The sequence below is a fragment of the Streptococcus sp. FSL L8-0526 genome (assembly GCF_038007145.1).
GTDB classification, from domain to species: Bacteria; Bacillota; Bacilli; order Lactobacillales; family Streptococcaceae; genus Streptococcus; species Streptococcus thermophilus.
In genome coordinates this window covers 977747-989563 of sequence record NZ_JBBOWP010000001.1, presented here as the reverse complement: position 1 = coordinate 989563, position 11817 = coordinate 977747, and the positions used below count along the sequence as shown (strand labels likewise).

General features: G+C 40.0%; 9 protein-coding genes, 2 pseudogenes and 1 riboswitch. Of the genes and pseudogenes, 3 read left to right on the top strand and 8 right to left on the bottom strand.

Going from position 1 to position 11817, the window contains the following annotated elements:
- Positions 1-25: 25 nt before the first annotated feature.
- From NSQ85_RS05220 to NSQ85_RS05190, 7 genes are all read right to left on the bottom strand, one after another.
- The gene (locus tag NSQ85_RS05220) at positions 26-703 is read right to left on the bottom strand and encodes a hypothetical protein (protein ID WP_134973312.1); all 678 of its coding nucleotides are present in this window, start codon (positions 701-703) and stop codon (positions 26-28) included.
- 137 nt (positions 704-840) lie between these two features.
- Positions 841-1506 carry a hypothetical protein gene (locus NSQ85_RS05215; RefSeq protein ID WP_011681344.1) on the bottom strand — a complete coding sequence of 222 codons (666 nt, stop codon included), beginning with the start codon at positions 1504-1506 and terminating at the stop codon, positions 841-843.
- Positions 1507-1518: 12 nt separating this feature from the next.
- A complete protein-coding gene (locus tag NSQ85_RS05210) occupies positions 1519-2013 on the bottom strand; it encodes a YkgJ family cysteine cluster protein (protein WP_014621752.1) in 495 nt (164 codons plus the stop codon).
- A gap of 84 nt (positions 2014-2097) precedes the next feature.
- The gene (locus NSQ85_RS05205) at positions 2098-4098 is read right to left on the bottom strand and encodes an ABC transporter permease (RefSeq protein WP_024704286.1); all 2001 of its coding nucleotides are present in this window, start codon (positions 4096-4098) and stop codon (positions 2098-2100) included.
- 1 nt (position 4099) lies between these two features.
- The gene (locus NSQ85_RS05200) at positions 4100-4858 is read right to left on the bottom strand and encodes an ABC transporter ATP-binding protein (protein WP_014608483.1); all 759 of its coding nucleotides are present in this window, start codon (positions 4856-4858) and stop codon (positions 4100-4102) included.
- A gap of 144 nt (positions 4859-5002) precedes the next feature.
- On the bottom strand, positions 5003-5977 hold the full coding sequence (locus NSQ85_RS05195) for a sensor histidine kinase (protein ID WP_024009971.1): 975 nt from the start codon (positions 5975-5977) through the stop codon (positions 5003-5005).
- A complete protein-coding gene (locus NSQ85_RS05190) occupies positions 5967-6647 on the bottom strand; it encodes a response regulator transcription factor (protein ID WP_340781305.1) in 681 nt (226 codons plus the stop codon). Before NSQ85_RS05190 ends, NSQ85_RS05195 begins: the two co-directional genes overlap by 11 nt.
- Before the next feature lie 204 nt (positions 6648-6851).
- Positions 6852-6947: riboswitch (purine riboswitch) on the top strand.
- Positions 6948-7090: 143 nt separating this feature from the next.
- Here NSQ85_RS05190 and NSQ85_RS05185 point away from each other — a divergent pair.
- The 3 genes and pseudogenes from NSQ85_RS05185 to NSQ85_RS05175 all read left to right on the top strand — a co-directional run bounded on the left by NSQ85_RS05185 (position 7091) and on the right by NSQ85_RS05175 (position 10425).
- Positions 7091-7671: pseudogene (locus tag NSQ85_RS05185) on the top strand (xanthine phosphoribosyltransferase).
- Positions 7671-8948 (top strand): annotated as a pseudogene (locus tag NSQ85_RS05180) (nucleobase:cation symporter-2 family protein). Before NSQ85_RS05185 ends, NSQ85_RS05180 begins: the two co-directional pseudogenes overlap by 1 nt.
- 127 nt (positions 8949-9075) lie before the next feature.
- Positions 9076-10425 (top strand): MATE family efflux transporter, encoded by a 1350-nt coding sequence (locus NSQ85_RS05175; protein ID WP_179973849.1) that lies wholly within the window; start codon positions 9076-9078, stop codon positions 10423-10425.
- Positions 10426-10789: 364 nt separating this feature from the next.
- Here NSQ85_RS05175 and msrB read toward each other — a convergent pair whose 3' ends face one another.
- Positions 10790-11740 (bottom strand): peptide-methionine (R)-S-oxide reductase MsrB, encoded by a 951-nt coding sequence (gene msrB / locus NSQ85_RS05170; RefSeq protein WP_179973850.1) that lies wholly within the window; start codon positions 11738-11740, stop codon positions 10790-10792.
- Between the last annotated feature and the right edge of the window lie 77 nt (positions 11741-11817).

Sequence of the window (11817 nt, the reverse complement as noted above, 5' to 3'; positions counted from 1 at the left end):
ATAGAGCTGATATCATTGGACTCCCTTAATACTCCACTTCCAACTCCGTACAGAAGAGACTTCCGCTCAGATGAAGTCTCGTTTCAACTTGCTCTAAATCAGATTCAAAACGATCCACCTTTACAGATGATAGGGGATGTGAGATTCCAGTGGTGTCCATGACACAAGCATGAGGAAGTCGAATATGAACTTCACCAAACTTAGCATCAAGATGAACTGCTACCTGACTTGATGCAAAGCTGGCTTGACTCAAATCCAGCCACAGCTCACCGAAAGCCATATTCATATCAACCGTTTTGACTTCTTGAGAATAGATGCGATACCTATCCTCAGCCATATATGTCTTAACAGAAATATGTGGTCCTTCTTGGTCGTTCTTATTGACCTTATAGTCTTTAGTGAGACCCTTCTTTTGCCTATTGCCATAGAGCAACTCTAAAGCCAAACCTATTAGAAAGATACCGCTAAAGAGATTCCACTGTGCAAAATCGAGGTCTAACAAGTCATGAACATAGGGTGATAAGAAGGCCAAACCAAGAAAAATAAGGAGAGGTCGCCTATTCAAGATACCAAAACAAAAGAATGCCACGAAGAAGACCAGATTATAATTGACCATGATCCAAAAATCTGGAATAAAGGCACTAGCGATAAAACAAGATGCTAGTAAAAACAACAAGAAGGACCGAAGATTAAATCGTTCCATAAGAAAACTCCTTTCTAAAGAAATGATTGCAATTTTCCAATTATTTTCACTATCAGTATAGCACTATTTGTAAACGTATTCAATTTTATATTAAAAGGATTTGCAAGAAAAAAAGAGCTTTCGCTCTTTCATCATTTTCAATGTTTGACAGTTATTTGTCCAAAGGATACTGAGCCTGTTAGAGAAACTGTAGTGCTTGATAACTCTCGCTCTCCTAGACTATCGTAGCCTTTCACTCCTGCTAGGCTTGTATGAAGCCCATGTGTATCCACTTGCCAATCCTTGGGCACTCGAATGATAACCTGAGAAAAATTTGCCTGAACCACAATCTGAGGTCGGTCCGTCATAAACTGAGCCTGACGCAAATCCAAGGTCAAACGCCCAAAATCAGCATTGGCATAGACAGTTTCAAGATTCTGAGAAGTCACCACTTGCACAGACTCTGAAAAAAGAGTCTTAGCAAAAATTTCTCGCTCATGTTCTTTAGACACCTTGTAAGAGAATTTTTTCTTATAACTTGGCTTGCTCAAACGGTCCACTGCAATCCCCAAGATAAGAATCCCTACAAAGAGAGTCCATTCCGAATAGTCCAAGCGAAAAAGGTCATGTATGTAGGTTGATAGAAAGGCCATCCCCAAGAAAAAGAGAAATTTTCCCTTAGATTGCCAGCTCAAAAGCACAAAAAGCAAGGCTAAAATCAACTTATAATTAAAAGCCAAATACAAATCTGGAATAAAAGCTGTTGCGATAAAATAGGCTGCAATGATAAGTAAGGTAATAACACCTGAATTAAAGCGTTTCATAACAAGTCCTCCCTAAATCCTGTCCTTGAGTTTTTCCACAAAAAGGTAGGCTGCTGGACAGAAAAGCGTATTTTTTATAGTCAGATGATTGATCTGATAGATTTTCTTACGATCCGTGTGAGGAAAGGCTGCACAAGCCTTAGGACGGACATCATAAATATCACAGAGATTATCAGGCCCTAAAAAAGGACAAGGCATAGACTTGAAGACCTTGTCGCCATCCTCATCTACCTGCAGGTACATCTCTTCGAAGGCAGGTAATTTCATTCGAAAATGCTTGGCAATGCGAGTAATGTCCTGCTCTGTGAAGTCGGGACCAAGCGTCTTACAACAATTAGCACACTGGGTACAATCAATCTCCTGAAAGACTTCATTGTGCACCTCCTGAACAATCTTATCTAAATTTTTAGGAGCCTTCTTCTTAAGTTGTGCTAGAAACTTACGGTGCTCCCCCTGCTTTTGACGTGCCAATTCCTCATAACGTTTGACATCAATAGTCTGTGACATGTGTTTTCTCCGATGATTTATAATTCTTTCATCTATTATAGCATAAAAGAAATAGAGCCTAGCTTGAACTAGACTCTATGTCAGTTACATTGATACGATTCTACGATAAGAACGCGACGTTAGGACGAAAACCAAGACATAAGCTAAGAAGAAAACGCCACAAACAATAATTGTAACCACTAACATAAGATCTGGATTGAGAACTCCAATGATACGCACAATCAAACTGATCATATGATAAGCAAAGGCCAAGTGAATAAAGGCAAAAATCAAAGGGAGGAAGAAGACGGTAAGAACTTGCTTACGAATGGTTTGCTTGACTTGAAGGTCGTCCAACCCAATCTTTTGAAGAATAACAAAGCGCTCACGATCCTCATAACCTTCAGAAATCTGTTTATAGTAAATCACGAGAACTGTGCCAAGCATAAAGATAATGGATAAGAAAATACCGATAAATAAGGTTCCGCCAACAAAGCCATTTAGCATCCCTTCTACATCATATCGGCTATTAGCAGTGAGGTTAGGCCCAGGGACACCAGTAGTTTGTCCAGCTAACTGTTGCATTTCTTTATCCGTGAGTTTGTCTAACAAATCTGAATTTTTCTTGGCTTCATGTGTAGGGTCTTTGACGTTAACACCAACATAAGTAGATTGAGTTGTTGCTGTTCCTTTGATACTTTCTTTAAAAATATCCATATCAGGAACGACAAGGTAGCTATAATCAGAAACTATGGTTGTAAAGATATTAGGTACTTTACCTTTAATAAAGTCATTAAGGCTTTCCTGAATCTGGTAGTTTTGACCATTAATAGAGACACTCTTTTGATCTTTCAATATTTTATTTTTAGTAAATAAGCTAACTTGATTTGAAGTCAGATTGAGGTCTTTACCTGTTAATTGCTTATAAGTTGCTTGTGAGAAGACAAGAAAAACTGACTTTGGTAGAACTTTTCTTTCATTCTCAGAAAAGATGGTTAGCTTGTTTTTTTCTTGTTCTTTGATACCAAAGTAGAGGTAAGTTACTTCCGTTTTTCTATTGACCTGATTTCCCGACTGTGATAAGAAATCATCCATAACCTTTTGTGTACTTGTTACATCTACATTCGTTCCGGTAACTGTGTAATCATGTGGAGCAGCACTCGCCAGATAGTCTTTTTTTCCAGCATAGATACTTGCAGCTCCTACAAGTGTCACCAAAACCATACTTGAGAGGATAGCAATAGTCGCCAGCCCAACTGCATTTTTCTTCATCCGAAAGACAAGGTTGGAAATGGAAATCATATTATTAGGCTTGTAATAGTAGCTTTTCTTCTTTTTCAAGAGTTGCAGAACTACTGTTGTCCCAGCGTTGAAGAGAAGATAAGTCCCTAAAATGACCAGTAAAACAGCTAGGAAAAAACTGATAATAGCCGTTACTGGATTCTGAACAGAGAGAGCAAGATAGTAACCATATCCCATAGTCCCAAGTCCTAAAAGGGTTTGAATAACTAGGAAACGTCCTTTTTTCTCACCCTTAAGGCCATCTTTAGTTAATTGTAAAGGATTAAGCCGTAGTAATCGGAAACCATTTACCAAAACCAACAAACTAAAAATACAAGCAAAGATGACAAGAACAATAGGGATCGTCCTTACTTGAAAGGTCGAAACCAAACCAGTACCTTCACCGATAATCCTTTGAAGAAAAGCATAAATGAGTTTATCGAATAGCGCCCCTACACCTATACCTAGAAGCAAAGTCACAAAACCCATAATCATCGTTTCTTTTAAAATCATACTAAAGAGGTGACGCTTCTCCAAGCCTAGCACACTATAGAGACCAAGCTCCTTTGAACGATTTTTCATGACAAAGCTGTTGGCATAAAGAACAATAATCCCAGAGGATAGGGCGACAATTCCAAGTCCCAACCCCAAAACCATCTTGATAGCATCTGCCCCAGTTAAGTCATCCAGATGCGAATTAAGCGTTAAAGATGTAAAAATATAGGTAATAGCAATAACCAGAATAGTTGCCAATGTATACGGATAATAAAGCTTACGATTTTTTATGAGATTGGACAAAGCCAGTCTATTGGTTAGACGAAACATATTAGTTCACCTCACTTGCCATTACTGTAAGTGTATCGGAAATTTCTTGGAACATTTGATGTTCAGACTTATCCCCTTTGAAGATTTGATTATAAAGAATACCATCCTTGATAAACAAAACACGCTGCGCTCGACTGGCGGCCGATGTTGAGTGAGTTACCATAAGAATGGTCTGACCGCTGGCATTAATAGTATCAAAGACATCCAAGAGTGCCGCTGAAGATTTGGAATCCAAGGCGCCTGTTGGCTCATCTGCTAAGAGGATTTCTGGTTTAGTGATGATCGCACGCGCAACTGCAACCCTTTGTTTTTGGCCACCTGAAATTTCATAAGGGTACTTCTCTAGCAAAGAGTGAATTCCCAGTTGACGACTGATAGCTTCAACTTGTGTCATCATTTGCTTAACTGAGCATCGAGAAAGGACCAAAGGTAGCAAGATATTATCTTTAACAGATAGGGTATCTAAAAGATTGAAATCCTGGAAAACAAATCCTAATCTTTCACGACGGAAACTGGAAGCATCCTTATTTTTAATTCTTGCTGTGTCCATACCATTCAGATAGACACGCCCTGCTGTTGGTTTATCAAGCATGGCAAGGATATTAAGCAAGGTTGATTTTCCTGACCCGGACTCACCCATGATTGCAACATAGTCACCTTTATCAACCGTAAAATGGATATCTTTAAGGGCTTCAACTTGATTTCCTTTGAAACGCGTTTTATAAATTTTTTTAACATGTTGAACATCTAGTAATGTCATAATAAGCTCCTTTATTTTATAGATTTAGAAGAGATTCTAGGAACCTCTTACTTAACTTCTGATACCATTTTATAGAAAAAGCAAGGTCTCAACCATAACCCTTGCTTTCATTTCTAGCCTTATTTCTTACACTTTTGTAAGTTATTAATCAATAGCCAACTTCTGCTTTTGAAAATGAATGGAAACTGTGGTTCCTTGACCTACTTGGGAGCTAATACTAATATCATGTCCAAGCTGATCAGCTATTTTCTTTGAAAGATAGAGACCCAGTCCAGACGACTGCTGAGTCAAGCGGCCATTGTAACCTGAAAAACCACGCTCAAAAACCCGTAAAATATCACTATCCTTGATACCAATCCCAGAATCTTTAAGATAAAGCGTATTATCTTTAAAGTAAATGTCAATGCCACCACTCTTTGTGTACTTCAAACTATTTGACAAGACCTGCTCAATGATGACTAAGAGCCATTTTTCATCTGAAATAACCTTAACATCCAGGTCATCTAGGTTAATAGTCAACCCTTTTTGAATAAAGAAAAGACTATGCTTTCGAATAACTTCTTTAACCAAGGGGTCTAATGCAACCTGCCTCAACTGCAAATCATCATGAAAGTTTTCCAAACGTAAATACTGCAAGACCAGATTTGTGTAGGCATCAATCTTGAAGACCTCTTGCTCCAAGAGAGCCCTCGTTTTACTATCTGTAACATCCCCTAACAATAATTGACTGGCTGCTATTGGCGTCTTGATTTGATGCACCCAAAGGGTATAGTAGTCCATCAAATCTGTATAGCGCTTGCGCTCCTCCTCAGTCTGAACCATTTGACTCTCCTTAGCATTTTCCAAGGCCTGAGCTAGATAAAACTCTAAAGGACTTGATGGTGTCATTTTCTCATAGAGATAGGCTAAGTTATAAGACTGATAAGAGCTAACCAAGTCCCAAATAACTATGATGATAGCCACAAATGTCAGTATGGTCAAGGCATAATGAAGAATATCTGCTGCCTCTTCAAATAAAAAAGCAAACAAAACCAAGATGATTCCATTAAAAATAAGCAAAAGATAGAAAGGTAGACGAGACCTAATCTGATATGTGATAAATTGACGCTTATCCATCATGACGCAACCCGTAACCGACACCTTTCTTGGTTTCAATAAAGTCCTTCAAACCAACTGCCTCTAACTTCTTACGTAAACGTGCCACATTTACAGAGAGAGTGTTATCATCAATAAAGAAGTCACTATTCCAAAGCTCCTTCATGAGGTCTTCACGACTAACGATATTACCAGAACGCTCAAAGAGAACTTGTAAAATCTGAAATTCATTCTTAGTCAAAGAAACGACTTCTCCCTGATAAACCAGATCCATGGCCTTAAGGTTCAGAATCACACCCATATATTCCAAAAGACTCTGATCCTTTCCAAACTCATAAGATCGGCGCAAAAGCCCTTGAATTTTTGCCAAGAGAACATTTTGGTCAAAGGGTTTAGTCACAAAGTCGTCCCCACCCATATTGATTGCCATAACGATATCCATGGCCTGATCTCTGGAAGACAAGAACATAATAGGCACCTTGGAGACCTTCCGAATTTCCTGACACCAATGATAACCATTAAATAGAGGTAAACCAATGTCCATAAGAACCAAGTGGGGCTCTACTTTTACAAAAATAGATAATACTTCCATGAAATCTTCAACAAGAACAACTTCGTACTCCCACTGTTCTAGTATTTTCTTGACTTGTTGACGGATAACCTCGTCGTCCTCAACTAATAAAATCTTATGCATAACTCAACCTCTTTCATTTCTCACTATTATAACAAAAATGACATAAGAATCGCCCTTTCTCAGCAAATCTTACAATAATGTTAGATTGAATTTTGCAACTTTTTAAAGAGTGCATTTTTATGGAAAAATTATTTTAGTCTTCAAAGAAAATATAGTATTATAATAGTGTTGATGTTGGTTTATCATCAACCTTCGAAAGCTTCATCAAACAATGAGAACATTACTTATTTATGTCACGAATGGGCGTGACGTTTCTACAAGGTGCCGTAACACCTAACAATAAGTAAGCTAATTTAGTCATAGAAAGATTTCACTGTCTTTTTATGATTTTAAAGGCTTGCTTGGCAAGCCTTTTTCTGTTATTCGATTGGTTTGATCTTTGTCAGAGTCTCAATAGAATATGAGAAAAATCAAAATACACTTTATTTTTTATAGGAGGTAATATGAAATTACTGGAAGACCGCATTCTCAATGATGGGAATGTCCTTGGGGAGAACATCCTCAAAGTTGACTCTTTTTAACTCACCAAGTTGACTTTGAGCTCATGCGTGAAATTGGAAAGGTATTTGCTAAAAAGTTCAAGGATACTGGCATCACCAAGGTGGTGACTATCGAAGCATCTGGTATTGCACCAGCCCTCTATGCTGCTGAGGCCTTGGATGTCCCTATGATTTTTGCTAAAAAGGCTAAAAATATCACCATGAATGAGGGTATCCTCACTGCTGAGGTTTACTCTTTCACTAAACAGGTGACTAGTACTGTCTCTATCGCAAGCAAGTTTCTCACTCCTAAAGATAAGGTTCTCATCATTGATGATTTCCTAGCTAACGGCCAAGCTGCCAAAGGCTTGATTCAAATCATTGAAGAGGCTGGCGCACACGTCGAAGCTGTCGGAATCGTTATCGAGAAATCCTTCCAAGATGGTCGTGCTCTTTTGGAAGAAGCCAGCTACCCAGTTGTTTCACTTGCTCGTTTGGAGCGTTTCGAAAATGGTCAGGTCGTATTTAAGGAGGCAGACATCTAATGCAAAATAAAGAGAAACACTCACAAGTGGCAATCTTAGGACTGCAACACTTACTCGCCATATACTCAGGCTCAATCTGGTTCCAATCATGATTGCTGGAGCTTTGGGCTACTCAGCTCATCAATTAACCTACTTGATTTCAACTGACATCTTCATGTGTGGTGTGGCAACTTTCCTCCAACTTCAACTCAATAAACACTTCGGTATTGGTCTTCCAGTTGTGCTTGGAGTTGCCTTCCAATCAGTGGCTCCACTCATTATGATTGGTAAGAGTCATGGTAGCGGTGCCATGTTTGGTGCCCTTATCATTTCAGGGATTTATGTTATCTTTGTTTCTGGTGTCTTTTCAAAATTTGCCAACCTCTTCCCTTCCATCGTTACGGGATCGGTCATCACAACTATTGGTTTGACCCTTATCCCTGTCGCTATCGGAAATATGGGGAACAACGTTGACAAACCTACTGGTCAAAGCCTCTTCCTTGCAGCTATCACGATTCTTATCATCCTTTTGGTTAATATTTTTACCAAAGGATTTATCAAATCAATCTCAATCTTAATTGATTTGGTTATAGGTACTGTTATCGCAGCAAGCATGGGCTTAGTTGACTTCTCACCGGTAGCTGCGGCACCTGTTGTCCATGTGCCAACACCATTCTACTTCGGAATGCCTAAATTTGAGTTGTCATCAATCATCATGATGTGTATCATCGCTACTGTGTCAATGGTTTAATCAACCGCGGTTTACTTGGCGCGCTTTCTGACATTACCAAAGACCCAATTGATAGCACTCGCCTCCGTAACGGCTACCGAGCTGAGGGTATGGCCGTTCTCCTTGGTGGAATCTTCAATACCTTCCCATATTCCCATACACAGGTTTCTCTCAAAACGTTGGTCTTGTGAAGTTGTCAGGCATTAAGAAACGCTTGCCAATCTACTATACAGCTGGCTTCCTTGTTCTTCTCGGACTCCTTCCTAAGTTTGGTGCCTTGGCTCAAATCATCCCAAGCCCAGTACTTGGTGGTGCTATGCTAGTCATGTTCGGTTTTGTTTCTATTCAAGGGATGCAAATCTTGGCACGTGTTGATTTTGCTAACAACGAACACAACTTCTTGATTGCTGCGGTATCAATCGCTGCAGGGGTTGGTCTTAACAATAGCAACCTCTGCAACAGTTTACCAACAGCTTTCCAAATGTTCTTCTCAAACGGTATCGTGGTCGCAAGCTTACTTGCCATCGTCCTCAATGCCATTTTGAACCATAATAAAAAAGAAAAATAACACAAGAACACCTGAGTCGCTTGACTTAGGTGTTTTATCATGCAATAAAACATATTGAATCCAAGTCATATCTATAGTACAATAAAAATATAAATGTTTGAAAAATTAATTTAGAAAGGAGAATAGAATGCACGAAACACATTCTCTCCGTGAGCGATTTCTTGTTTTCTTCAAGATTTTTGTGCCCATACTAATCTATCAGTTCGCCAACTTCTCGGCAGCCTTTGTGGACACTACCATGACTGGTCAATACGATGCCCTACACTTGGCGGGTGTAGCCATGGCAACGAGTTTATGGAGTCCTTTTTTTACCTTCATAACAGGTATCGTCTCTGCCCTGGTTCCGATTATCGGGCACCATCTAGGGGCAGGTCGCAAGGATCGAGTAGCTCCAGATTTCTATCAATTTCTCTATATGGCTTTAGGTCTATCACTGATCCTCTTTGCCCTCGTTTTTCTGGGGGCACCCTTAGTTCTGGGACACTTAGGTTTGGAACCTGTGGTCAGAAAGGTGGCCCTTGGTTACCTACGCTTTTTGAGCCTTGGAATTATTCCCCTTCTGCTCTTTAGCGTGGTTCGCTCCTTCCTTGATGCGCTTGGCCTCACGCGCCTTTCCATGTACCTCATGCTTTTGCTTCTACCACTAAATGGTTTCTTCAATTTTCTTCTCATCTATGGCATCGCTGGTCTACCAGAGTTGGGGGGAGCCGGAGCAGGTCTGGGAACTTCATTGGCTTACTGGGCCCTTTTCCTTATTTCTATCGCAGTTATCAGAAAGCATAAGAAGGTTAAACCCTACCAGATTGAAAAAATCCAACCCCTTGATAAGACGGCTCTGCTTGATGCACTGAAACTAGGTCTCCCCATTGGTGGAACGGTCTTTGCGGAGGTCTCCATCTTCTCAGGCGTCGGTCTAATTATGGCCAAGTATCCATCCCTTGTCATTGCCAGTCATCAGGCGGCCATGAATTTCTCAAGCCTCACGTATGCCTTCCCTCTCAGTGTTTCCAGTGCAATGGCTATCATTATTTCTTACGAATTTGGAGCTAAACGCATGGATGCGGTTAAGAGCTATAGCAAACTAGGACGTCTAACTGCCTTAGTTTTTGCTGGCTTTACCTTGTTCTTTCTCTATTTCTTAAGATATGATTTAGCTGAACTCTATGGACATGAACCTGAGTTTTTGAGAATGACAGCCGTTTTCATGACCTATAGCCTCTTCTTTCAAGTATCGGATGCCTTTGCGGCTCCACTTCAAGGAATTCTGCGTGGCTATAAGGACACCAAGGTCCCTTTCTATCTCGGTGTCTTGTCCTACTGGGGCTTGACCTTTCCTGTTGGTTACCTTCTTGAAAAAGTTGCTGGACTGGGGCCATATAGTTACTGGATTGGCCTGATTGCCAGTCTTATCGTCAGTGGTCTTTGTTACCAATGGCGCCTAAATAGAATCGTCAAACGCTACGAATCACATCATTAATATACCTTAAACAGTCTAGTTAGACTGCTTTTTCTCTGCTCAAAACTTGATAATAAAGAAAAAGCCTCCTTCATATTAAAAACAAATAAACTGTTGTCAATGTACAGAAAGTTTCTTTTATGAGTGATTAGTTATATTCAGATTTTCCTGCTTATTGCCAAACTGGATCCATTAATGAAAGCATAGATGTTTAATATTGAAAAAGGTCAATTTTTGTCCTGAATGGTTAGGTGATATTTTATGTTAGTTTTAAAAGGTTTACCTTAATTCCTTTTACATGCAAAAGAGGTTGGTAGCAAGGGACTCCAACCTCTTTAGTTATGACATGATTCTGCTAAAAACATCTCTTAAAACTCGTGACTAGTCAATCTACTTGGTCAAGTAAGTAGGCATAGCCTTCTTTTTCCATATCAACTTTAGGCACAAATCGCATTGCTACACCATTGATACAGTAGCGTAAACCCCCCTTGTCACTTGGCCCATCTGGAAAGACATGCCCAAGATGAGAATCTCCTACACGACTACGAACCTCAATACGATCCATATTGTGAGAATGGTCTTCTTTGTAGTTAGCAACCTCGGGACTAATAGGACGAGAGAAACTTGGCCAGCCACAGGCTGAATCAAACTTGTCCCTAGATGAAAAGAGGGGCTCACCGGTCACTACATCAACATAAATCCCTGGTTCAAAATGATTCCAAAGTGGGCTTGTAAAGGCTCGTTCTGTTCTATTTTCTTGGGTCACAGCATAGGCTTCTGGACTCAGACTTACTTTAAGTTCCTCCTGACTTGGCTTGTGATAAGAACTTGAATCAATAACAGGGTTAACGGCTTGATTAACATTAATATGGCAATAGCCATTAGGATTCTTCTTGAGATAGTCCTGATGGTATTCCTCAGCAGGAATAAAGTGCTGAAGTGGCAACAACTCAACCGCCAAAGGCTGACCGTATTGCTCAGACATTTCTTGGAAAATTTTATCGATGATTGGCAGGTCATTTACATCAGTATAGTAAACACCCGTACGGTACTGGGTTCCCACATCATTCCCCTGTTTGTTTTTGCTTAGAGGATTGATGATACGGAAAAAATGTAGCAGAATCTCTCGCAATGTCACCTTGCCAGCATCATAGGTCACCTGAACAGTCTCAGCATGTCCCGTCTGACTGATGAGCTCATAACGAGTCGTCTCACTACTACCATTAGCATAACCCGAAACCGCATCTAACACACCAGGCACACGAGAGAAGTACTCTTCCACACCCCAGAAACAGCCACCAGCAAGATAGATCACATGATTATTTGGATTTGACATTTTTAGCACTCCCTTCACTAGATACTTGCATCTCCACACTTTAAGTGTAACACTTTTTGGGAGATTTCGCACTTATG

Bases quoted from the DNA above. Each gene is read 5' to 3' on its own strand.
- NSQ85_RS05220 (WP_134973312.1), bottom strand. From the start codon at position 703: ATGGAACGATTTAATCTTCGGTCCTTCTTGTTGTTTTTACTAGCATCT.
- NSQ85_RS05210 (WP_014621752.1), bottom strand. From the start codon at position 2,013: ATGTCACAGACTATTGATGTCAAACGTTATGAGGAATTGGCACGTCAA.
- NSQ85_RS05205 (WP_024704286.1), bottom strand. From the start codon at position 4,098: ATGTTTCGTCTAACCAATAGACTGGCTTTGTCCAATCTCATAAAAAAT.
- NSQ85_RS05215 (WP_011681344.1), bottom strand. From the start codon at position 1,506: ATGAAACGCTTTAATTCAGGTGTTATTACCTTACTTATCATTGCAGCC.
- msrB (WP_179973850.1), bottom strand. From the start codon at position 11,740: ATGTCAAATCCAAATAATCATGTGATCTATCTTGCTGGTGGCTGTTTC.
- NSQ85_RS05200 (WP_014608483.1), bottom strand. From the start codon at position 4,858: ATGACATTACTAGATGTTCAACATGTTAAAAAAATTTATAAAACGCGT.
- NSQ85_RS05190 (WP_340781305.1), bottom strand. From the start codon at position 6,647: ATGCATAAGATTTTATTAGTTGAGGACGACGAGGTTATCCGTCAACAA.
- NSQ85_RS05175 (WP_179973849.1), top strand. From the start codon at position 9,076: ATGCACGAAACACATTCTCTCCGTGAGCGATTTCTTGTTTTCTTCAAG.
- NSQ85_RS05195 (WP_024009971.1), bottom strand. From the start codon at position 5,977: ATGATGGATAAGCGTCAATTTATCACATATCAGATTAGGTCTCGTCTA.